The sequence below is a fragment of the Streptomyces sp. CB02414 genome (genome assembly GCF_001905385.1).
Lineage (GTDB): Bacteria > Actinomycetota > Actinomycetes > Streptomycetales > Streptomycetaceae > Streptomyces.
The window spans coordinates 377,302-398,195 of sequence record NZ_LIPF01000009.1 but is presented as its reverse complement, the minus strand read 5'-3'; the positions used below and the strand labels follow the sequence as shown (position 1 = coordinate 398,195).

Genomic DNA, 20,894 nt, shown 5'->3' with positions numbered 1-20,894 from the left:
GCGAGCGACACGCGTGTGCGTTCGCCGGCCCCGAACGCCGGGCAGTGCCCAAGTCGCCTGGCCCGTATCGGTGTTGGAGCGGATGGAGTGGGTCCGGTTGTCGTGCTCGACAGTCGACAAATCGGGAAATCAGCGAATGAACCGGATGACCGAAAAGCGCGTCGGTCGTGACCACATCGCAATCGGACACGGACAACCAGAAGGCGGGGTTCCGGGTCTAACCGGACGATGGGACACCCAGGGAGGAACCTCACCGCATGACGCCGCAGACCCCACCGGCCGCCCCGCTGCGCGCCGACTGCATCGGCGACTCCGCGGGCGGTCTGACCTTCGACGTCGCCGCGCACGGCGACTTCGGGACGCCTCTTCTGATCCTGCGCCGCCGCGACACCGAGGACGAGGACACGGTCAGCCTCCCGCTCGCCCCGGCCGCCGAGGGCCGGCTGCGCGCCGCGCTGCCCAGCAGCGTCGCCCTGCCCGAGGGCCGCTGGGACGCCTACGCGCGGGTATCCGGCCACGAGGAGCCGCGTCGCCTGGTGCCCGGCGTCACCGACCTGCGCTCCCTGGCCGACCGCACCCCCAGCGGACTGCTCGGCCACGTCGCCGTCCGTATCCCGTACGCCACCCGGCAGGGCAACCTCACCGTCCGCAGCTGGCTGCGTGCCCCGCACGCCGAGTCCGGGGAACTGCGCCTCGCGGACGACGGGCTGACCGTGCACGGGCGGCTCTACGGCACTCAGCTCGCCCACGGAGCCCACGCCGAGGCACGGGCCCGGCCCGGCATCGGTGAGGACGGCATACGCCGGCTGGAGCTCACGGCCGACCGGACGGAGTTCGGCTTCACCGTCCCCTACGGCGCGCTCGTACCGGGCGACTGGGACCTGTGGCTGCGGCCCGTCGGCGCCCTCGGCCCCGCCGTCCGGCTCGCGCGGCTCCTGGACGACGTCGCCGACAAGCACCCCGTCCTCACCTATCCACGCACGCGCGTGCGGACGCGGTGCGGCCCCGCGGAGGCGGGGCCGTACTACACCCGGGACAACGACCTCTCGGTGTCCGTCACCGCCCTGGAGCCCTGAACCTGTCAGCGGACGATGTGTCCGCTGTGCGGATTCCTGATATCCGCAAGCCAGTTCGGTGAGGCTCGGGCGCGGATTACGCAGAGCCCTCCGGGGGCTCCTCACGCACCTTTTCGAGCCCTCTATGGGCCCTCCATTCGAAGGGCCGACGCGCATGCGGCAATTCACCTGGCATGCCCACGAAAATCACAGAAATCCGCCCGTCCGGGTGACTGAGTCCAACCAAAACGCGGCCCATGATCCTGTGACAGAAATGTGACCGGACGGGCATCCGTGAGTCCGGTTACCGGCCTGGGCTTCCCCGCTCGGGAGGCAGGGCATAGCGTGACGGCATGGCACCGATTCCGACACCCCCGGCCGAACCCCAGGACAGCCCGGACACCTACGTGGGCCTCGAATCAGGGGCGGCCGAACGGCTCGCCCGGGAGCGCGGCTGGTCGACGGTGCGGTCACTGGCACCGGGAACGGTCATCACCATGGAGTACCGCGTGGGACGCCTCAACTTCGAGGTGAAGGACGGCCGCGTCGCCCGCGCCTGGAAGGGCTGACGCCCGTCAGCTCCCCGACAGGGGGCGCGCGGCCGGGGCCGTGTTGCGCGGGTGGCGGTCGGCGTGCGGTGGCCGGCGGCTGCCGGCCGGCGTCACCGGCGTACGGTCCGAGCGGGTGGTGTGCGGGCCCGGGGCCAGGTGCACGGGCGTCCGGGTCCGGTGCGCGGCGACCGGCTCGCACACCGGGGCCTCCGCCGCCGCGGAGGCGGCCGGCGCGGGGGTCACGGGCACACTGACCGGCTCCTTCGCCGGTACCGGGCGGCGGGGGCGGGCGTACCAGCGGTCGCGCAGGCCGAGGATCCAGGCCTCGGCACGGGTGATCAGCGGCTCGAACCACGGCAGCGCCAGCAGGATCAGCAGCCCCGCCGCCCAGCCGAGGAGCACGTCGCTGAGCCAGTGCGTGCCGAGGTAGACGGTGGACATGCCCACCCCGAGGGAGACGACCGCCGACAGGGCCGACAGCCATCGCCGCGCCCTCGGCGTCGAGGCCAGGTAGGCCAGGATGCCCCAGGTCACGACGGCGTTCGCGGTGTGACCGCTCGGAAATATATCGCCGCCGAGCCACATCTCGTTCGAGCCGATCGTGGTCGCGTAGTGCGGTCCGAGCCGGCCCATGCCGATCTTCGCGGCACCGACCGTGACGTTCAGCAGGAGCAGGGACACCCCGAGCGCGAGCAGGGGGCGCAGGGTGTGCTGCCGCCAGGAGCGCCAGCCGAGCCAGGCCGCCACCATCACCGCGGTGGGGCCGCGCTGGCCCAGGACCACGTAGTAGTCGACGAACGCGTGGATCTCCGGCCACTGCTGGTACGGCCGGAAGAACATGACCTGCCAGTCGAGCCGGACCAGCCACGAGGTGATGAGCACCGCCCACACGATCGCGAGGTAGAACGCGAGGGTTCCGGCGAACAGCGCAATCCGGTGCCGGCTCATCTCCGGCGCGGCAAGGAGGACCGGCCGTTCCGGCTCCCGGTCCAGTCTCGCGAACACCCGGTCCAGACGGGTGTGGCTCCGTTCGATACGCACCCAATCGACGTTACAGCGAGTGAGGAGTGATCCCCGCCGAATCAACGGCTTTGTGATGACGATGTGATGTGGGATTCCTCTCAGGGGGCGGTCTATTTCCGAGGAATCCGCAATCCGGTCCGGCTGCGGACTTCAATTCCTTTGATCGGCCCGGCCGGCGGTTTTATCGTGCTTATGAATTCGTTCACCGAATGCTGGTGCGGAATTGTCCCGGTGGTCACCGTGCGTTTCGGCCGGTCAGGGCGGTCCGGAGCCGTTCAGCCAGAATGCCCCGTACACCGCGGACGCCACCGCCGCACCGCTCACGACCAGCGCCGACCTGGAGGTTCGCAGCCGGGCCAGGGCCAGGGCGAGCGGCAGCAGCAGCGGGAACGCGGGCAGCAGCAGCCGCGGCTTCGAGCCGAAGTAGCTTGACGCGCACAGGGCGAGGGCGACGACGATCCCCGCGTACACCAGCAGCGGGAGCGGCTGGCGCTGCCGTACGCAGACGACGTACAGCCAGAGCAGGAGCGCGACCCCGGCCACCAGGGCGACGCCCGCCAGGGCCGCCGGGAACGAGGTGAACTTGCCGGCCACGAAGCCGGCGAAGGCCACGCCTCCGTCGAAGCCGTTGCGCCAGCCGGCCTGGACGTCGAGATAGCCGAGGGGGCCCTGGCCGGTGCGGTGGCCGACCCACAGCACGTAACCGGCGGCGCCCAGGGGCGCGAGGGTCATGCCGAGCACGCGCCGCGCGCCGTCGCCCAGGGCGCGTTCCGGAACGCGGGCGCCGTCCGGGACGCCGTCGCTCCGGCTCCGTACGAACGCCACGACCGCGGCCGCCCACACCGCCGCCGCCACCGCGAGCCCCACCGGCCGGGTCAGCCCGGCCAGCGAGGCCAGCAGCCCCGCCGTCACCCAGCGCCCGGTCAGCACCGCGTACAGCGACCAGGCGGCCAGCGCCGTGAACAGCGACTCGCTGTACGCCATCGACTGCACGACCCCGACCGGCAGCACGGCCCACAGCAGCACCGCGCACACCCCCGCCCGGCGTCCGTACACGTGCTCCGCGACCGCGAAGATCCCCCAGGCCGCCGCCAGCGAGGCGAGCAGGCTCACCACGAAGCCCGCGTCCGCGTACGACAGCGGCGACACCGCCGCGCCGAGCTGCTCCAGCCAGGGCAGCAGCGGGAAGAACGCCAGGTTGGAGTGCACGTCGCCGTTGGGCAGGCGTACCTCGTACCCGTAGCCCAGCTCGGCGACCCTGGTGTACCAGAGGGAGTCCCAGCGGGCGGTCAGCAGCGTGTACGCGCTCTTGTCGCGCGCGGCGCTCCACAAGGCCAGGACGAGCAGGCCCAGGGCGCGTACGGCCGCGTAGCCGAGGAGCGCCGGGGCGGCCCGGCGCAGGGCACCGGTGCGGCCCTCCGTACGCGTTTCAAGATCGATCACGGGATCGATTATCCGCCGGGCGAGGGCCCGGCCGGACGGCCGGGGCGGACGGGGCCGTGGACGCGGTGGCGCATGCCACACGGGTCACGCGGGATGTGTGAGGCCCACCACGTGTGCGGTGCTCGCTCTCGCGTACCCTGACGAGTCACTCGCGTTCCGTTGCGCGGCCCGGAGACCCCGCTCCTCTCCGGCCGAGCCGCCGGGGAGTCCCCACCCCGCAGCCCGCCGGACGCGAGGGAACATCTTGGAGGTACGTACATGTCCGGGACGACCACGGCTGCCGCCGCGCTGCGCCGTCGGGCGGCCGGGGCCGGTGCCAACCGCTGGGTGGTCCTGGTCGTCCTCTGCGTCAGCCTGCTGCTCGTCGCGGTCGACGCCACCGTGCTGCACGTGGCGGTCCCCGCCGTCACCGAGGACCTCAGGCCCGGCGCGATCGAACTGCTCTGGATCGTCGACGTCTACCCGCTCGTCTGCGCCTCGCTGCTGATCCTCTTCGGCACGCTGGGCGACCGGGTGGGCCGCAGACGGGTCCTGCTCCTCGGCTACGCCCTCTTCGGCGTCGCCTCCGCGCTCGCCGCCCTCGCGGACAACGCCCAGGTCCTCATCCTGGCCCGTGCGCTGCTCGGCGTCGGCGGCGCGATGATCATGCCGGCGACGCTGTCGATCCTGCGGCAGGTCTTCCCCGACCGGCGGGAGCGGGCGCTGGCCATCGGCGTCTGGAGCGCCGTGGCCGCGGTCGGCGCGGCGGTCGGACCGCTGCTCGGCGGCTTCCTGCTGGAGCACTTCTGGTGGGGCTCGGTCTTCCTCGTCAACATCCCGCTGATGCTGGTCAGCCTTCCGGTGGGGCGGCTGCTGCTGCCCGAGTCGAAGGGCGACGGCGCCGGCCCCTGGGACGTGGTCGGCGCGCTGATGGCGGCGGCCGGGCTCTTCGGGCTGGTCCTGGGTGTGAAGCGGCTGGGCGGGGGAGAGCCGGTGGCCAGCGCGTTCACCGTGCTGCCGCTGGTGGTGGGCGCGGGCCTGCTGGCCGCGTTCGTACGGCGGCAGCGGCGGCGTGCGCATCCGCTGGTGGACTTCGCGCTGTTCCGGCGGCCGGCGTTCAGCACGTCGGTGGGGTGCATCGTGCTGGCGATGCTGGCGCTGGTGGGTCTGGAGCTGATCGCGGCGCAGTACTTGCAGCTGGTGCTCGGGCTGTCCCCGCTCCAGACCGGCCTGCGGCTGCTGCCGCTGACCTTCGCGGCGATGGCGGCGGGGCTGGCGGGCGCGCGGATGCTGCGGCGGTTCGGGCCCCGGCGGATGGTGTGCGCGGGGTTCTGCCTGACGGCCTTCGCGGTGCTGCTGCTGACCGCGATGGGACGGACCGACAACTGCGCGCTGCTGGTCTCCGGGTTCGTGCTGCTGGGCTTCGGGCTGGAGACGACGTTGTTCGGGGCGTACGAGTCGATGCTGAGCGAGTCGCCGCAGGAGCAGGCCGGCGGGGCGGCGGCGATCGGCGAGACGTCGTACCAGCTGGGCGCCGGGATCGGGATCGCGCTGCTGGGCAGCGTGATGAACGCGGCGTACGCGCCCGGGCTGACCGGGGGCGTGCCCGGGGTGCCGGCGTCGGCGTCGGCGTCCGCGGGGCATTCGCTGGGGGAGGCGTACGAGGTTGCCGCGCAGCTCGGCGGGCCTGCGGGGGTCGCGCTGCGGCGGGCCGCGGGGGACGCGTTCGTGCACGGGCTGCATGTGACGTTGGTGGTGAGTGCGGGGTTGTTGTTGCTGGGGGCGGTGATGGCGTTGCGGTTGCCGCGGGTGATGCAGTGCGAGGCGGTTGCCGTGCCGGCGCCGCGGGACGCGGTGGAGTCACGCGTCTCGGTGTGACCGCCGGGCGTCTCCCACCCACGCACCACCCGTTCACCGTCTACTGGAGGGTGGACGTCGCCCGTGGGCGGCCGGGCGCCGTCGGCGGCTGCGGGTAGTGGTCCCGATGGGAGGGGCATCCTTGACCACCCCACTCACCGCAAGCCGCCGGCGGTGGATCACCCCCACAGGCGACGTCCATCTCTCTCCTGACGGTGAACGGGTGGTGCGTGGGTGGGAGACGGGCATGGTGGACGTGCGGCACCGCGCGTCGTAACGTCGGCGCGAGAACCGCGACTAGCACCGCTAGTTTTCACAGCCAGCCCCGGAGGGTGTTCCATGGCCGCGTCCCCCAAGTTGCCCGCCTTCGACCCCGCCGACCCCCTCGGCGTCGACGACCTCCTGGAGCCGGAGGACCTGGCCGTCCGGGACACCGTGCGGGACTGGGCCGCCGACCGCGTGCTGCCGCACATCGCGGACTGGTACGAGAAGGGCGAGCTGCCCGGCATCAGGGAGCTCGCCCGCGAACTCGGCTCCATCGGCGCCCTCGGCATGTCGCTCGACGGCTACGGCTGCGCCGGCGCGAGCGCCGTGCAGTACGGGCTCGCCTGCCTGGAGCTGGAGGCGGCCGACTCCGGCATCCGCTCCCTCGTCTCCGTGCAGGGCTCCCTCGCCATGTACGCCATCCACCGCTTCGGCAGCGAGGAGCAGAAGCAGACGTGGCTGCCGCGTATGGCCGCCGGCGAGGTCATCGGGTGCTTCGGGCTCACCGAGCCCGACCACGGCTCCGACCCCGCCGGCATGCGCACCCGAGCCAAGCGCGACGCCGGCGGGGACTGGGTGCTCAACGGGCGCAAGATGTGGATCACCAACGGGTCGGTCGCCGGGGTCGCCGTCGTCTGGGCGCAGACGGAGGAGGGGATCCGCGGCTTCGTCGTGCCCGCCGACTGCCCCGGATTCTCCGCGCCCGAGATCAAGCACAAGTGGTCGCTGCGGGCCAGCGTCACCAGCGAGCTGGTCCTGGACGACGTACGGCTGCCCGCCGACGCCGTGCTGCCGGAGGTCACCGGGCTGCGCGGACCGCTCAGCTGTCTCACCCACGCCCGCTACGGCATCGTGTGGGGGTCCATGGGCGCGGCCCGCAGCTCCTTCGAGGCGGCCGTCGAGTACGCGAAGTCGCGGGAGCAGTTCGGGCGGCCCATCGGCGGCTTCCAGCTCACCCAGGCCAAGCTCGCCGACATGGCGGTCGAACTGCACAAGGGGATTCTGCTCGCCCACCACCTGGGGCGGCGCATGGACGCCGGCCGCCTGCGTCCCGAGCAGGTCAGCTTCGGCAAGCTCAACAACGTGCGCGAGGCCATCGACATCTGCCGGACGGCGCGGACGATCCTCGGCGCCAACGGGATCTCCCTGGAGTACCCGGTGATGCGGCACGCGACGAACCTGGAGTCGGTGCTCACCTACGAGGGCACCGTCGAGATGCACCAGCTGGTGCTGGGCAAGGCGCTCACCGGACTCGACGCCTTCCGCTGAGAGCCCGGCCGGGATGGCGGGGCCGTGGTGTGCGGCCCCGCCTCAGCTCTGGTTGAAGAAACCGTCGGAACGGTGCGCGGCGGGCTCGCCGCTGATGACCTGGGTGTCGGCCGGGCTCAGCAGGAACACCCGGGTGGAGACCCGCTCGATCGAACCGCGCAGGCCGAAGATCAGCCCGGCCGCGAAGTCGACGACGCGCTTGGCGTCGGTCCCCTCCATGGCCGTCAGGTTCACGATGACCGGGACCCCGTCCCGGAACAGCTCGCCGATCGACCGCGCGTCCCGGAAGCTGTCCGGGGTGACGGTCGCGATGCGGCGGCCCCTCTCCTCGGCCACGTCCGAGGCCACCTTGACGCGCGGGTCGGTGACCCAGGCGTCGCCGGGCTCGTTGCCCTCGGAGTAGTCGTCGTCGTAGTAGCGCTCGTCATCGTTGTCGTCGACGAGGCCGAGCCACGCACTCGCCTTGCGTACCGATCCCATGGACGCCTCCTCTCACAGCGGTCTTTCGTGCTTCCGCATCCCTATGGTCATCCATGATGCGGACGTCGCGCCAAGTGGATAGACGCCGCGCGGGGGGTTTGTGACGGTACTGGTGCACAGCGATTCCGTCGAGAGTCCTTGTGTCCCAAGGGTCGTTTCCCAAACGGATGCTGACTGTGAGTGAAATATGATTCTTCTCGGCGGACGGGTGAGAGGGGGTGCGTACGGGTGAACGCGGCAGTCGGTACGATGCCGCAGCTCAGCGTCGTACGCACCACGGGGGAATGTCGTGTTCGGAATCGTCAGGCCGTGCAGGCACCGGCTCGGAGAGAGCCTCACGAGTCAGTGGATGGCGCATTTGTGCGGGCTGTGCCTCGCCCTGCGCAAGGATCACGGACAGTTCGCGCGGATAGTGACGAACTATGACGGGCTGCTCATATCGGTTTTGACGGAGGCTCAGGCGGAGAGGGGCGGCGCGGGCGCCGGCCGGCGTACGGCGGGACCCTGCCCGTTGCGCGGGATGCGCACCGCTTCCGTCGCGCACGGCGAGGGCGCCCGGCTCGCGGCGGCCGTCTCGCTGGTGCTGGCCTCCGCCAAGGTCCGCGACCACGTCGCCGACCGGGACGGGATGCTGGCGCGGCGGCCGGTGGCCCTCGCCGCCCGCCGGATCGCCACCGGCTGGGACGCGGCCGGAGCGCGCGGCGGCAGCGCCGTCGGGTTCGACACCGCCGTACTGGTCGACGCCGTGGACCGGCAGGGCGGCATCGAGGCGCTCGCCGGGCCCGGCACGCCGCTGCTCACCGTCACCGAGCCGACCGAGACCGCGACCGCCGCCGCCTTCGCGCACACCGCGCACCTCGCCGGGCGCCCGCACAACGCCGAACCGCTCGCCGAGGCCGGGCGCCTCTTCGGCCGGCTCGCCCACCTCCTGGACGCCGTGGAGGACAAGGAGGCCGACGCCGCGTCGGGTGCCTGGAACCCGCTCACCGCCACCGGGACGCCGATCGACGAGGCCCGGCGGCTCGCGGACGACGCCGTGCACGGCGTGCGGCTCGCGCTGCGCGAGGCCGAGTTCACCGACGGGCGGCTGGTGCACCGGCTGCTCGTGCACGAGCTGGGCAACTCCGTCGACCGCGCCTTCGGCACCGTCTCCTGCGCGCACGGCGGTCACCCGTACGCCCCTCCCGGGACTCCGGGCGCCCCCCAGGGCCCCGGTGCGCCGCCGCCCCCGGAGCCGCCGCGCGGCAACCGGCGCGGGCTGCTCGCCGGGTGCGCGGTGTGGGCGGGGCTGGCCTGTACGTGCCAGCTGTGCTGCGGCACGTACCACGACCCCTGGAGCGGGGAGCGCAAGGAAGGCACGTGCTCCAACTGCGACTGCAGCAACTGCTGCGACTGCTGCGAGTGCTGCGGCAACTGCGGCGGTGAGGGAGGCTGCTGCGACGGCTGCGGCTGTGACTGCAGCTGCTGAGGCGCCCGGGGAGACCAGAGTTCATTCAAAGATTGACGGCCGAAAGTGCACTCTTGCGCCGACCGGTCGTTCGGCCGAATACTCCAACCTCAGCGCTTGTCAGGGGCACGACGCATTCGGAACCCGGACGTCCGTCCCTGACTGCGCCTCACGGGCCCCCAACCCCACGAGAGGGCCCCCGACTTCCTTTGTGGAGGAACGAAAAGTGAGGATCAAGCGCACCACCCCCCGCAGCGGCATCACGAGACGGACTCGGCTGATCGCCGTATCCACCGGCATCGTGGCCGCAGCCGCGATCGCGATCCCCAGCGCGAACGCGTCCGAGGCTCCCGTCGCCTTCAGCGCCGCCGAGCTGAGCGGCGCCAGTGCCGCCGTGCTCGAGGCGGACGTCCCGGGCACCGCCTGGGCCGTCGACAGCAAGAGCGGCCAGGTGCTGCTCACGATCGACAGCACGGTCTCCCAGGCCGAGCTCGCGAAGATCAAGAAGGAGGTCGGCGACAAGGCCGGCGCCCTGAAGATCGAGCGCACCCCCGGCACGTTCAACAAGCTCATCCAGGGCGGCGACGCCATCTACGCGAGCAGCTGGCGCTGCTCCCTCGGCTTCAACGTCCGCAGCAGCAGCGGCGCCGAGTACTTCCTGACCGCCGGTCACTGCACCGACGGTGCCGGCACCTGGTACGCCAACTCCGGGCGCTCCACGGTCCTCGGCTCGACGGCCGGGTCCAGCTTCCCGGGCAACGACTACGGCATCGTCCGGTACACCAACGGCTCGGTCAGCAAGCCCGGTACCGCGAACGGCGTGGACATCACCCGCGCGGCCACCCCGAGCGTGGGCACCACCGTCATCCGCGACGGTTCCACCACCGGCACCCACAGCGGCCGGGTCACCGCCCTGAACGCCACCGTCAACTACGGCGGCGGCGACATCGTCCGCGGGCTGATCCAGACCACGGTCTGCGCCGAGCCCGGCGACTCCGGCGGCCCGCTCTACGGCAGCAACGGCACCGCGTACGGTCTGACCTCCGGCGGCAGCGGCAACTGCCGCACCGGCGGTACGACGTTCTTCCAGCCGGTCACGGAGGCCCTGAACGCCTACGGCGTCAGCGTCTACTAGACCGTCGGTCCAGGCCGTCGGTCCGTCCACAGAAGCGCAGCCAGCAGCACGACGAGTCCCCGCACACCGGCCGGTGGGCGGGGACTCGGTCTGTGCGCAAGAGGTGAATTCCGGCCAGGCGCGGGCCTGTTCCGCCGGTCACCGGTTACTGGCCCGTAGCGTTTGCTGGAGTGTTCGTCGCGCGAATCCTGCTGGAAGGGACATGAATGGTGAAGGTCGTGTGTGCGCGCTGAACTTGTCGTGCGCACGTCCTGAAGTCGACCTTGTGTGCCCACTGTGAGGTTGGAAGAGTTAGCGCTCGTCAACCAGCCTTCCGGCCCGTGAGGTCCCCACAACCTTCCGGGCCGACCCCCCACAGGAGGACGTGAGTTGAAGCACCGACGCATACCCAGGCGGCGGGCCGCCGTGGTTGGTGCGGGTATCACCGCACTGGTCGCAGCGGGAGTCACCTTCCAGAGTGCGAACGCCAGCGAGGCCCCGAAGGCTTCCGCGCCCGAGACCCTGTCGGTCACGGCGGCCGGAAAGCTCGCCTCCACGCTGCTCGGCGACCTCGGCACCGACGCGGCGGGCACGTACTACGACGCGCAGGCGAAGAGCCTCGTCGTCAACGTGCTCGGCGAGGGCGCCGCGCAGACCGTCGAGGAGGCCGGCGCCGAGGCGAGAATCGTCGAGAACTCGCTCGCCGAACTGAAGAGCGCGCGCACCACCCTCGCCGAGGACGCCACCATCCCGGGCACCTCCTGGGCGACCGACCCGACCACCAACAAGGTCGTCGTCACCGCCGACCGCACGGTCTCGAAGGCCGAGTGGGCCAAGCTGACCAAGGTGGTCGACGGGCTGGGCGCCAAGGCGGAGCTCAAGCGGACCAAGGGCGAGTACAAGCCCTTCGTCGCGGGCGGCGACGCCATCACCGGCAACGGCGGGCGCTGCTCCCTCGGCTTCAACGTGACCAAGGGCGGGGAGCCGTACTTCCTCACCGCGGGTCACTGCACCGAGGGCATCACCACGTGGTCGGACTCCTCCGGGAACGTCATCGGCGAGAACGCGGCCTCCAGCTTCCCGGACGACGACTACGGCCTGGTCAAGTACACCGCCCAGGTGGACCACCCGAGCGAGGTGAACCTCTACGACGGCTCCTCCCAGGCCATCTCCGGCGCCGCCGAGGCCACCGTCGGCATGGAGGTGACCCGCAGCGGCTCCACCACCCAGGTGCACTCGGGCACGGTCACCGGCCTGGACGCCACCGTGAACTACGGCAACGGCGACATCGTCAACGGCCTGATCCAGACCGACGTCTGCGCCGAGCCCGGCGACAGCGGCGGCTCGCTCTTCTCGGGCGACCAGGCCATCGGCCTCACCTCCGGCGGCAGCGGCGACTGCACCTCGGGCGGCGAGACCTTCTTCCAGCCGGTGACGGAGGCCCTGTCGGCCACCGGTACGCAGATCGGCTGAGCATCACCCGCACCTGAGAAGTACCTCCGAGGTACCGCTGAAGTCCCGTCCCGCGCGCGAGGGGCGGGACTTCCGCGTGCGTACGGCGTTGGTTAGCCGGCCTGCGTGGGAAGCTCCGGCTCCTGTCGCCGGACGCGCAGCACGGCCGCCGCGAGTGTGATCAGCGTCCCCGCCACCGCCCACGCCCACAGCACCAGCAGGGGCACGGTCTCGGCGTTGCCCTTGAAGTAGGCGATCGAGCGGGCCGTCCAGGTGCCCGCGCCCGGCGGCAGCCAGGGACCGATCTCCTTCCAGAACGGCGGCAGCATCGGCAGCGGGAAGGCACCGCCCGCGCTCGGGTTGCCCGCGATCACCACCAGCAGGATCGCCAGCCCGATGCCGACGATCCCGAAGACGCCCTGGAGCGCGAGGGTGGCGGCGCCCACCGCGAAGGTGATCAGCGCGCCGAGCCCCCACAGGTCCACCACGCTGCCGGGCAGCGCGCCCAGGACCGGCCCCACGATCACCGCGCCGCCCAGCCCGCCGACGATCGCGACCAGCGCCATCACGATCAGCCGGATCGCCGCGCGGAACGGGTTGGCGGGCCGGGCCCCGGTGCTGATCGCCAGGATCGAGGCGCACAGGTAGCCGCCGACGCACCAGCCCACGACCAGGTAGAAGGACGACAGCCCGTCGAAGTCCCGGGGCGAGGCCGGGGCCACGTCGACGGTCCGCACCGTGCGGCCCTCCGTCCGCTCCACCTCGGAGACCAGTCCCTCCAGGGCGGAGGCGAGGACGGTGCCGCCGCCGGAGGCGACCAGCAGCGTGTCCCTGGTGCCGCCCGGGTTCACGATCAGGGCGCCGTCGATCTCCCGCTCCATGATCTGCCGCCGGGCGCTCTCCTCGCCGGCCACCGTGCGCGGGTCCAGCGGCGCCCCGGGCAGCCGCTCCAGCCTGTCCACCGTCCGCTCGGCCACCGCCGCCGGCGCGACCACCCCGAAGGGCACGTCCTTCGGCTTCGGGTCGTGCAGCGCCCCCACGTAGGAGGCGATGAACAGCAGCTGGAGCGCGAGCACGCCGAGCACGAGCAGGGTGGCCCGCGGGGTGACGGCGTCCTTCACCTCGCCCAGGAAGGAGCCTCTGCGGCGGTCGGTGACCGGGGTGTGCGACATGTCCCCACGGTCCGGGCGGACGGGCGTTTGCGCAGGTGGGGCGGGGCCGAACGGATGTCGCACACGCATTCGAAAAATTGGTCTATGGTGGGGGTGAGGTAGTTGGGAACAGATGTTCGACATGGTGTTCGGCAGGGCATCGGTTCATGAGTTCGGGAGGTGCGTGTGCCGGGTTTCACGCATCTGCACACCGTCTCCGGGTTCTCCGCCCGCTACGGCGCCTCCCACCCGGAGCGGCTGGCCGAGCGCGCCTTCGAACGGGGCATGGACGCCCTCGCCCTCACCGACCGCGACACCCTCGCGGGCACGGTCCGCTTCGCCAAGGCCTGCGCGAAGGCGGGCGTCCGTCCGTTGTTCGGCGCGGAGCTGGCGGTGGCCGCCCCCGAGTCCGGGACCGCCGACCGCACGGAGACCTCCGTACGCCGGGACCGGCGCCGCGCCCCCGTGCGCGGAGGTGCCTTCGTCGACGAGTCGGCCCCACGGGTGACCTTCCTCGCCCGCGACGGCGCCCGCGGCTGGGCCGGCCTGTGCCGCCTGGTCTCCGCCGCCCACACGGCCGAGGACATCCCCCTGCTGTCCTGGGCCGACAACCACGCCGACGGTCTGACCGTGCTGCTCGGCCCCGACTCCGACGTGGGTCGCGCCCTCGCCGCCGGCCGTCCCGACCGCGCGGCGAAGCTCCTCGCCCCCTGGCGGGAGGTGTACGGCGACGCCCTGCGCCTGGAGGCCGTCTGGCACGGCCGTGAGGGCACCGGCCCCGGCTCCCTGCGGCTGGCCGCCCGCACCGTCGGCTTCGCCGCCGAACAGGGCATCCGCCCGGTGCTCTCCAACGCCGCCCGCTACGCCGACCCCGGCCAGGGCCAGGTCGCCGACGTCCTGGACGCCGCCCGCCGCCTGGTCCCCATCGACGCCACCAGGGAACTGGATTCCGGCGAGGCCTGGCTCAAGGACGCCGGCGCCATGCGGCACGCCGCCGAGCGGATCGTCGAGGCGGCCGGCTTCCGGCGTGACACCGCCCACCGCCTGCTGGAGCAGACGCAGGCGACGGCCGCCGAGTGCCTGGTCGACCCCGAGGACGACCTCGGCATGGGCGCCGTCCACTTCCCCGAGCCGCACCTCGTGGGCGCCGGCCGCCGCACCGCCCAGCGGGCGCTCGCCTCCCGGGCGGCGGCGGGCATGGTGCTGCGCGGCTACGACCGGCGGCGCGATCACCGGACCTACTGGGAGCGGATGCACCACGAGCTGGACATCATCGCCCACCACGGCTTCGCCTCGTACTTCCTCACCGTCGCCCAGGTCGTGGACGACGTACGGGACATGGGCATCCGGGTCGCCGCGCGCGGCTCCGGCGCGGGCTCGCTCGTCAACCACCTGCTCGGCATCGCGCACGCCGACCCGGTCGAGCACGGGCTGCTGATGGAGCGCTTCCTGTCCAAGGAACGGGTCGTGCTGCCCGACATCGACATCGACGTGGAGTCCGCCCGGCGCCTGGAGGTCTACCGCGCGATCATCGGCCGGTTCGGCACCGAGCGGGTCGCCACGGTCGCCATGCCGGAGACCTACCGGGTGCGCCACGCCATCCGGGACGTGGGCGCCGCGCTGTCCATGGACCCGGCCGAGATCGACCGCGTCGCCAAGTCCTTCCCGCACATCCGCGCCCGCGACGCCCGCGCGGCGCTGGAGGAGCTGCCCGAGCTGAAGGAGCTGGCGGGGGAGCGGGAGAGGTACGGCAGGCTCTGGGAGCTGGTCGAGGGCCTGGACGCCCTCCCGCGCGGCGTCGCCATGCACCCCTGCGGTGTCCTCCTGTCCGACGCCTCCCTGCTCTCCCGTACGCCGGTCATGCCGACCAGCGGCGAGGGCTTCCCCATGGCCCAGTTCGACAAGGACGACGTGGAGGACCTCGGGCTGCTCAAGCTGGACGTGCTCGGGGTGCGGATGCAGTCGGCGATGGCGCACGCGGTCGCCGAGGTGAAGCGGGCGACCGGCGCCGAGGTCGACCTGGACGCCGTACCCGAGGGCGACCCGGCGACGTACCGGATGATCCGGTCCGCCGAGACGCTGGGCTGCTTCCAGATCGAGTCGCCGGGCCAGCGGGACCTGGTCGGACGGCTCCAGCCGGCGACCTTCCACGACCTCGTGGTCGACATCTCGCTCTTCCGGCCGGGGCCGGTCGCCGCCGACATGGTGCGGCCGTTCATCGAGGCCCGGCACGGGCGGGCGCCGGTGCGCTACCCGCACGAGGACCTGGCGGAGCCGCTGGAGGGCACCTACGGGGTTGTCGTCTTCCACGAGCAGATCATCGACATCGTCGACATCATGACCGGCTGCGGACGCGGCGAGGCGGACCGGGTGCGGCGCGGTCTTTCCGACCCGGAGTCGCAGGGGCGGATCAAGGTGTGGTTCGCCCAGCACGCGACGGCGAACGGGTACGACGCGGAAACGATCCAGCGGACCTGGGAGATCGTCGAGGCCTTCGGGTCGTACGGCTTCTGCAAGGCGCACGCCGTCGCGTTCGCCGTGCCGACCTACCAGTCGGCGTGGCTGAAGGCCCATCACCCGGCCGCCTTCTACGCCGGGTTGCTCACCCACGACCCCGGCATGTACCCGAAGCGGCTGCTGCTGGCGGACGCGCGGCGGCGCGGGGTGCCGATCCTGCCGTTGGACGTGAACAAGTCGGGGGTCGCACACAGGATCGAACTGGTGTCTGAATCACGGCGTTCCGAGGGGACCGTCTGGGGTCTGCGCCTCGCCCTCTCCGACGTGCACGGCATCAGCGATGCCGAGGCGGAACGGATCGCCGAGGGGCAGCCCTACGCCTCCCTGCTCGACTTCTGGGAACGGGCCCGCCCCAGCAGGCCGCTGGCCGGACGGCTCGCCCAGGTCGGCGCGCTGGACGCGTTCGGCGCCAACCGCCGCGACCTGCAACTGCACCTGACCGAACTGCACCGCGGCGCCCGAGCCGGACGCGGCGACCAGCTCCCCCTGTCCGGCGGCCGGAAGACCGCCTCCGCCGGGCTGCCCGACCTCACCTCCGCGGAGAAGCTCAGCGCCGAGCTGGGCGTGCTCTCCATGGACGCCTCGCGCAACCTGATGGACGACCACCGCACCTTCCTGCGCGAGCTGGGCGTGGTGTCGGCCAAGCGGCTGCGCGAGGCCCGGCACGGGGAGACGGTGCTGGTCGCGGGCGCCAAGGCGGCCACCCAGACCCCGCCGGTCCGCTCCGGCCGCCGGGTCATCTTCTCCACCCTCGACGACGGCTCCGGCCTGGTCGACCTCGCCTTCTTCGACGACTCGCACGACGCCTGCGCGCACACCGTCTTCCACTCCTGGCTGCTGCTGGTGCGCGGGGTGGTGCAGCGGCGCGGCCCGCGCAGCCTCAGCGTGGTCGGCTCCGCCGCCTGGAACCTCGCCGACCTGCTGGAGGTCCGCCGGGAGGAGGGCCTGGAAGGCGTCGCGGCCCGGCTGGCCGGAGCGGGCGGAAGCCGGGAGGGCGGCGACCCCGAGGACGGCCCGGCACGCCGTCGTCTCGCCGGTTCGGACGGACAACCCGCGCCGGCCGGTTCCGCGGCCCAGGACCCGATGGAGCGGCAGCGGAAGATCCGCATGTCCACCGGGTACGAGATGCACCCCTGGGCCGATCTGCGCCCCGCGGGCGAAGGGCCCGCGGTCGGAAGGAAGTTGTGGCACCAGAGTCCGGGGAGTGCGGGATGACCATCCTCTGCGTACGTTTCCAGCTGCCGCCCATGTACGAGGCGGCCCTGCCCCAGCTGCTCGGGTTGCTGGAGGAGTTCACGCCGGTCGTCGAGGCGCTGCCCCCCGACGGCGTGCTGGCCGACCTGCGCGGTGCCGAGCGGTACTTCGGGCGGGACGCCGTGGAACTGGCCTCGGTGATCCGCGTCCGCGCCCTCGCGCTGTACGGCGTCGACTGCGTGACCGGCGCCGGTCCGGGCCCGATGCTGGCCCGCATGGCGCTGCGGGACGCCCGGCCGGGGCTGACCCGCGCGGTTCCCGAGGGCGAGGAGCGGGAGTTCCTCGCCGGGAAGCCGGTCGCCGCGCTGCCCGGCGTCGGCACCGCGACCGCCCGCACCCTGTGCGAGTACGGCCTCGACACCCTCGGCCGGGTCGCCGCCGCACCCCTTTCCACGCTCCAGCGACTGGTCGGCGCGAAGGCCGGCCGCGAGCTGCACGAGAAGGCGCAGGGCGTCGACCGCGGCCGGGTGGTCCCCAACGGCGTCTCCCGGTCGCTGGCCGCGGACCGCCCCTTCGACCGCGACGAACTCGACCCCGGCCGCCACCGCCGCGCCCTGCTGTCGGCGGCCGGGGAACTGGGCGCCCGGCTGCGCGCCGTGGACAAGGTCTGCCGCACCCTCACCCTCACCGTGCGCTACGCCGACAGGTCGGCCACCACCCGCAGCCGCACCCTCTCCGAACCGACCGCGCACTCGGCGGCCCTGACCCGGACGGCGTACGACATGTACGAGGCGCTCGGCCTCCAGCGCGCCCGGGTCCGCTCGATCGCCCTGCGCGCCGAGGGGCTGGCCCCCGCCGAACAGGCCTCCCACCAGCTCACCTTCGATCCCGTGGACGAGAAGGTCCGCCGGATCGAGGAGGTCGCGGACCGCGCGCGGGCGAAGTTCGGGCCGCGGGCGGTGATGCCGGGGTCGCTGGCGGCATGAGGCGGCCGGTGCGGGTCAGTTGGCCCACGGGGGAGTGAGCACCGTGCCGTCGGCCAGCTCCGCCGTCAGGCCGACGGAGGTGGTGACCCAGGAGGTCGCGGTCCGGTCGGTGGGGTTCTCGACGGCGAATTCGGCACCGGCGTTGACGATCACCGTGTCCCCCGCGGTGACGCGCTCGGTGCGGCCGTCGAGGGTGACCAGCAGCTCGCCGGTGAGCAGGTGGAAGACCTCCTCCCGGCTGACGGTGTGCGCGGGGGCCTTCGTCCCCGCCGGGATCTCGCCCCGCCAGGCGCAGAGCTCCTTGCCGCCGGTGCGGGGAGCGGCGTACGAGACGAAGCGGGTGCCGTGGATCTCGTGGACGGCGCCTTCGGACGAGCGGACTACGGGCATGACTGTCCCCCAATGCCTATGGTCAAGCAGCTTGACTACATCTCCCGTCCTATGGTCAAGCTGGTTGACCAAAACGTCAAGGGTGTTTCAATGCCACCGTGCAGAACTCCGACGCCATGGCCCTGACCGCCGGCCTGCTCGCCGCGGCCGGCGGTCTCACGCAGCGCATCCACGAGGGTGTCGTCGCCCGCGGCTTCGAAGGGGTGCGCCCCGCGCACGGTTTCGCCTTCACCCGGCTCGCCCCGGACGGTGCGACGGTCACCGACCTCGCCGTGCACCTCGGGGTGACCAAGCAGGCCGCGAGCCAGCTGGTCGAGGAGCTGGACCGCAAGGGATACGTCGAGCGCCGGCCGCATCCCGCCGACGCGCGCGCCCGGCTGGTCGTGCTGACCGAGGCGGGGTGGGCCTGTACGCGGGCCGCCGAGGAGGCGGCGGCGGAGGCCGTGAGCGCCTGGGTCGACGTGCTCGGCGAGGACGGGGTGCGTGCGCTGGCCGACGGTCTGCTGCGGGTGGCGCCGGGCGGGCCGATCCGCCCCGCCTGGTGACGCCGGCCGGCGCTGGTTAGCGCTGCAAGTTTTTACTGACGCGTAACTTCACACCTGCACTACTCGCCCGTAACTTGACGAGTGAACAGCATCCCGTGATCCGGATCACAGGGCGTCCTGCCATCGAAACTCCCCTGCCCCGCAAGGAGATCACCCGATGCTGCCCTGGAGACGCGCGCTACGACCCCTGACCGCCCTGCTGCTGGCCGTCGCGGTCGCCCTGGTCCCCGCCACCACCGCCCACGCCGCCGACGCACGCCCCAGCTCCGGCTGGAACGACTACTCCTGCGAGCCCTCCGCCGCGCACCCCCGCCCCGTCGTCCTGGTCCACGGCACCTTCGGGAACTCCGTGGACAACTGGCTGGGCCTCGCGCCCTACCTGAAGAACCGCGGCTACTGCGTCTTCTCCCTCGACTACGGCCAGCTGCCCGGCGTCCCGTTCTTCCACGGGCTCGGCCCGGTCGACAAGTCGGCGCAGCAGCTCGCCGCCCACGTCGGCAAGGTGCTCGCCGCCACCGGCGCGGCCGAGACCGACATCGTCGGCCACTCACAGGGCGGCATGATGCCCCGGTACTACCTCAAGTTCCTCGGCGGCGCCGCCGAGGTGAACGCCCTGGTGGGGATCGCGCCCAGCAACCACGGCACCACACTGTCCGGCCTCACCAACCTGCTTCCGTACTTCCCCGGCGTCGGGGACCTGCTGAACGAGCACACCCCGGCCCTCGCCGACCAGGTCGCCGGCTCCGACCTCCTCACCAGGCTCAACGAGGGCGGCGACACCGTCCCCGGCGTCCGCTACACCGTCCTCGCCACCCGGTACGACCAGGTGGTCACGCCGTACCGCAGCCAGTTCCTGGACGGGCCCGGGGTGCGCAACGTCCTGTTGCAGGACCTGTGTCCCGTCGACCTGTCCGAGCACCTGGCGATCGGGCTCTTCGACCGGATCGCCTTCCACGAAGTGGCGAACGCCCTGGACCCGGCGCACGCCACGCCCACCACCTGCGCCTCGGTCTTCGACTGACGGCTCACCCGGCGCACCCGGCACACGCTGAACACCACGCGGGGCTCGTCCGGCCTGAGCCGCCGGACGAGCCCCGCGTCCCCCGTCGACCGGGGTCAGCCGCTGTGCCTGCCACCGGCGGCCCGCCGGCGCACGGACGCGAACATCACGGCCGCGCCGACGGCCAGGGCGGCGGCGCCACCGACCGCGATGTAGGGGGTGGTGCTGTCCCCGCCGGTCTCGGCGAGGTTCTCGGTGCCCGCGCCGGCGGCCTTGACCTCGTTGGGCTCACCGGCCGCGGCGGCCTCGGGGGCCGGAGCAGCGGGGTCGGTCGGGTCCGTCGTGGTCTCGGCGTCCTGGTCGCCGTGGCCGTTGTGCTCGATCGTCGACTTGTCGGCGGCGGCCGCGATCTGCTCCTCGGACGGAGCGGACGCCTCGGGGGCCGGAGCGGCGGCGTCCGCGGAGTCACCGGACGCGGAGTCACCGGCCGCCGTGCCGTTGCCGCCGCCGCTTCCGCCTGCGCCGCCGAAGGAGATGTCGGAGCAGGAGTAGAACGCCTCCGGGCTGTCCGAGCGCTGCCACACCGCGTACAGCAGGTGCTTGCCGGAACGCTCGGGCAGCTCGCCGGCGAAGGTGTAGAAACCGCCCGAGGCCGCCGGGTCGGTGGCCGTCGCCACCGGGGCGGACAGGTCCAGGTCGCCCCAGCCCAGCGGCTTGGACGGGTCGTAGCCGGGCTTGGTGATGTACACCTTGAAGGTGCCCTTGTGGGGGGCCGTCACGCGGTACTTGAAGGTGTACGAGCCGCTGCTCACGCTGGTCGCGGGCCAGTCGGCGCGGGCCAGGTCCATGCCCTTGAACGCCGGGTCGTTGGCGCTGCACAGCTTGCCGTCCGGGATCAGTTCCTGGTGCTTGCCGGCGGCGTTGCCGATGCGGATGCCGTTCCAGTCGTAGAGCGCCTGGGTGCCGCCGGCCGCGACGGCCGCCTTGCACGCCGCCGACTTCGGGTTCTCGGGCCCCTCGGCGTGGCACTGCGACACCCGGCTGACCGGGTCGCCCATCGAACCGTGCGCCGACGCGGGGGCGGCGGCCAACGTGGTCAGGACGAGCGGGGCGAGACCGGCGACGGCGACGGCGGCGACCCTGCGGGGCGCGGACGGTGCGGGCATGGGGAACTCCT

General features: G+C 72.6%; 17 protein-coding genes. 11 read left to right on the top strand and 6 right to left on the bottom strand.

What is annotated here, in order from left to right:
* The first annotated feature begins 257 nt into the window (after window positions 1-257).
* Window positions 258-1,076, top strand: coding sequence for a hypothetical protein (locus tag AMK11_RS29040; protein ID WP_073731036.1), 819 nt, complete (start codon window positions 258-260; stop codon window positions 1,074-1,076).
* Between the two features lie 332 nt (window positions 1,077-1,408).
* Window positions 1,409-1,624, top strand: coding sequence for an I78 family peptidase inhibitor (locus AMK11_RS29035; RefSeq protein ID WP_030402832.1), 216 nt, complete (start codon window positions 1,409-1,411; stop codon window positions 1,622-1,624).
* A 6-nt stretch (window positions 1,625-1,630) separates the two neighbouring features.
* Here AMK11_RS29035 and AMK11_RS29030 read toward each other — a convergent pair whose 3' ends face one another.
* Both AMK11_RS29030 and AMK11_RS29025 read right to left on the bottom strand, forming a co-directional pair.
* Window positions 1,631-2,647, bottom strand: a complete 1,017-nt coding sequence (locus AMK11_RS29030) for a phosphatase PAP2 family protein (RefSeq protein ID WP_073731035.1) — start codon at window positions 2,645-2,647, stop codon at window positions 1,631-1,633.
* Window positions 2,648-2,884: 237 nt separating this feature from the next.
* The gene (locus AMK11_RS29025; RefSeq protein ID WP_073731034.1) at window positions 2,885-4,072 is read right to left on the bottom strand and encodes a glycosyltransferase family 39 protein; all 1,188 of its coding nucleotides are present in this window, start codon (window positions 4,070-4,072) and stop codon (window positions 2,885-2,887) included.
* A gap of 258 nt (window positions 4,073-4,330) precedes the next feature.
* Here AMK11_RS29025 and AMK11_RS29020 point away from each other — a divergent pair, with 258 nt between their 5' ends.
* Window positions 4,331-5,929 (top strand): MFS transporter, encoded by a 1,599-nt coding sequence (locus AMK11_RS29020; protein ID WP_073731033.1) that lies wholly within the window; start codon window positions 4,331-4,333, stop codon window positions 5,927-5,929.
* Between the two features lie 318 nt (window positions 5,930-6,247).
* Window positions 6,248-7,441 carry an acyl-CoA dehydrogenase family protein gene (locus AMK11_RS29015; protein WP_073731032.1) on the top strand — a complete coding sequence of 398 codons (1,194 nt, stop codon included), beginning with the start codon at window positions 6,248-6,250 and terminating at the stop codon, window positions 7,439-7,441.
* Window positions 7,442-7,483: 42 nt separating this feature from the next.
* Here AMK11_RS29015 and AMK11_RS29010 read toward each other — a convergent pair whose 3' ends face one another.
* Entirely contained in the window at window positions 7,484-7,921 is a 438-nt protein-coding gene (locus tag AMK11_RS29010) for a cell division protein SepF (protein WP_073731031.1), read from the bottom strand.
* Window positions 7,922-8,210: 289 nt separating this feature from the next.
* Between AMK11_RS29010 and AMK11_RS29005 the strand changes: the two genes are divergently transcribed.
* From AMK11_RS29005 to AMK11_RS28995, 3 genes are all read left to right on the top strand, one after another.
* Window positions 8,211-9,389 carry a DUF5685 family protein gene (locus AMK11_RS29005; RefSeq protein WP_198941481.1) on the top strand — a complete coding sequence of 393 codons (1,179 nt, stop codon included), beginning with the start codon at window positions 8,211-8,213 and terminating at the stop codon, window positions 9,387-9,389.
* A 205-nt stretch (window positions 9,390-9,594) separates the two neighbouring features.
* Window positions 9,595-10,503: a S1 family peptidase gene (locus AMK11_RS29000; RefSeq protein ID WP_073731029.1), complete on the top strand. Its 909-nt coding sequence runs from the start codon at window positions 9,595-9,597 to the stop codon at window positions 10,501-10,503.
* 369 nt (window positions 10,504-10,872) lie between these two features.
* Complete coding sequence (locus tag AMK11_RS28995) at window positions 10,873-11,955, top strand: S1 family peptidase (protein ID WP_073731028.1); 1,083 nt, start codon at window positions 10,873-10,875, stop codon at window positions 11,953-11,955.
* A 92-nt stretch (window positions 11,956-12,047) separates the two neighbouring features.
* Here AMK11_RS28995 and AMK11_RS28990 read toward each other — a convergent pair whose 3' ends face one another.
* Window positions 12,048-13,106: a DUF3533 domain-containing protein gene (locus AMK11_RS28990; protein ID WP_073731027.1), complete on the bottom strand. Its 1,059-nt coding sequence runs from the start codon at window positions 13,104-13,106 to the stop codon at window positions 12,048-12,050.
* A 165-nt stretch (window positions 13,107-13,271) separates the two neighbouring features.
* Here AMK11_RS28990 and AMK11_RS28985 point away from each other — a divergent pair, with 165 nt between their 5' ends.
* A complete protein-coding gene (locus AMK11_RS28985; protein ID WP_073731091.1) occupies window positions 13,272-16,817 on the top strand; it encodes a DNA polymerase III subunit alpha in 3,546 nt (1,181 codons plus the stop codon).
* A complete protein-coding gene (locus AMK11_RS28980) occupies window positions 16,814-17,782 on the top strand; it encodes a DNA polymerase Y family protein (RefSeq protein ID WP_073731026.1) in 969 nt (322 codons plus the stop codon). The genes AMK11_RS28985 and AMK11_RS28980 overlap by 4 nt, the downstream gene beginning before the upstream one ends.
* Before the next feature lie 15 nt (window positions 17,783-17,797).
* Here AMK11_RS28980 and AMK11_RS28975 read toward each other — a convergent pair whose 3' ends face one another.
* Window positions 17,798-18,172 (bottom strand): cupin domain-containing protein, encoded by a 375-nt coding sequence (locus AMK11_RS28975; RefSeq protein WP_073731025.1) that lies wholly within the window; start codon window positions 18,170-18,172, stop codon window positions 17,798-17,800.
* A 98-nt stretch (window positions 18,173-18,270) separates the two neighbouring features.
* Here AMK11_RS28975 and AMK11_RS28970 point away from each other — a divergent pair, with 98 nt between their 5' ends.
* Both AMK11_RS28970 and AMK11_RS28965 read left to right on the top strand, forming a co-directional pair.
* Window positions 18,271-18,717 carry a MarR family winged helix-turn-helix transcriptional regulator gene (locus AMK11_RS28970; RefSeq protein WP_073731024.1) on the top strand — a complete coding sequence of 149 codons (447 nt, stop codon included), beginning with the start codon at window positions 18,271-18,273 and terminating at the stop codon, window positions 18,715-18,717.
* Between the two features lie 157 nt (window positions 18,718-18,874).
* Window positions 18,875-19,738, top strand: a complete 864-nt coding sequence (locus tag AMK11_RS28965) for an esterase/lipase family protein (RefSeq protein WP_073731023.1) — start codon at window positions 18,875-18,877, stop codon at window positions 19,736-19,738.
* A 95-nt stretch (window positions 19,739-19,833) separates the two neighbouring features.
* Here the strand turns inward: AMK11_RS28965 and AMK11_RS28960 are convergent, their stop codons facing one another.
* Window positions 19,834-20,883, bottom strand: coding sequence for a lytic polysaccharide monooxygenase auxiliary activity family 9 protein (locus AMK11_RS28960; protein ID WP_073731022.1), 1,050 nt, complete (start codon window positions 20,881-20,883; stop codon window positions 19,834-19,836).
* Window positions 20,884-20,894: the final 11 nt, after the last annotated feature.

Excerpts from the sequence above, each read along its gene's own strand:
- AMK11_RS28980 (WP_073731026.1), top strand. The coding sequence starts at position 16,814 with ATGACCATCCTCTGCGTACGTTTCCAGCTGCCGCCCATGTACGAGGCG.
- AMK11_RS28990 (WP_073731027.1), bottom strand. The coding sequence starts at position 13,106 with ATGTCGCACACCCCGGTCACCGACCGCCGCAGAGGCTCCTTCCTGGGC.
- AMK11_RS28960 (WP_073731022.1), bottom strand. The coding sequence starts at position 20,883 with ATGCCCGCACCGTCCGCGCCCCGCAGGGTCGCCGCCGTCGCCGTCGCC.
- AMK11_RS28965 (WP_073731023.1), top strand. The coding sequence starts at position 18,875 with ATGCTGCCCTGGAGACGCGCGCTACGACCCCTGACCGCCCTGCTGCTG.
- AMK11_RS29015 (WP_073731032.1), top strand. The coding sequence starts at position 6,248 with ATGGCCGCGTCCCCCAAGTTGCCCGCCTTCGACCCCGCCGACCCCCTC.
- AMK11_RS29020 (WP_073731033.1), top strand. The coding sequence starts at position 4,331 with ATGTCCGGGACGACCACGGCTGCCGCCGCGCTGCGCCGTCGGGCGGCC.
- AMK11_RS29040 (WP_073731036.1), top strand. The coding sequence starts at position 258 with ATGACGCCGCAGACCCCACCGGCCGCCCCGCTGCGCGCCGACTGCATC.
- AMK11_RS29010 (WP_073731031.1), bottom strand. The coding sequence starts at position 7,921 with ATGGGATCGGTACGCAAGGCGAGTGCGTGGCTCGGCCTCGTCGACGAC.
- AMK11_RS29035 (WP_030402832.1), top strand. The coding sequence starts at position 1,409 with ATGGCACCGATTCCGACACCCCCGGCCGAACCCCAGGACAGCCCGGAC.
- AMK11_RS28975 (WP_073731025.1), bottom strand. The coding sequence starts at position 18,172 with ATGCCCGTAGTCCGCTCGTCCGAAGGCGCCGTCCACGAGATCCACGGC.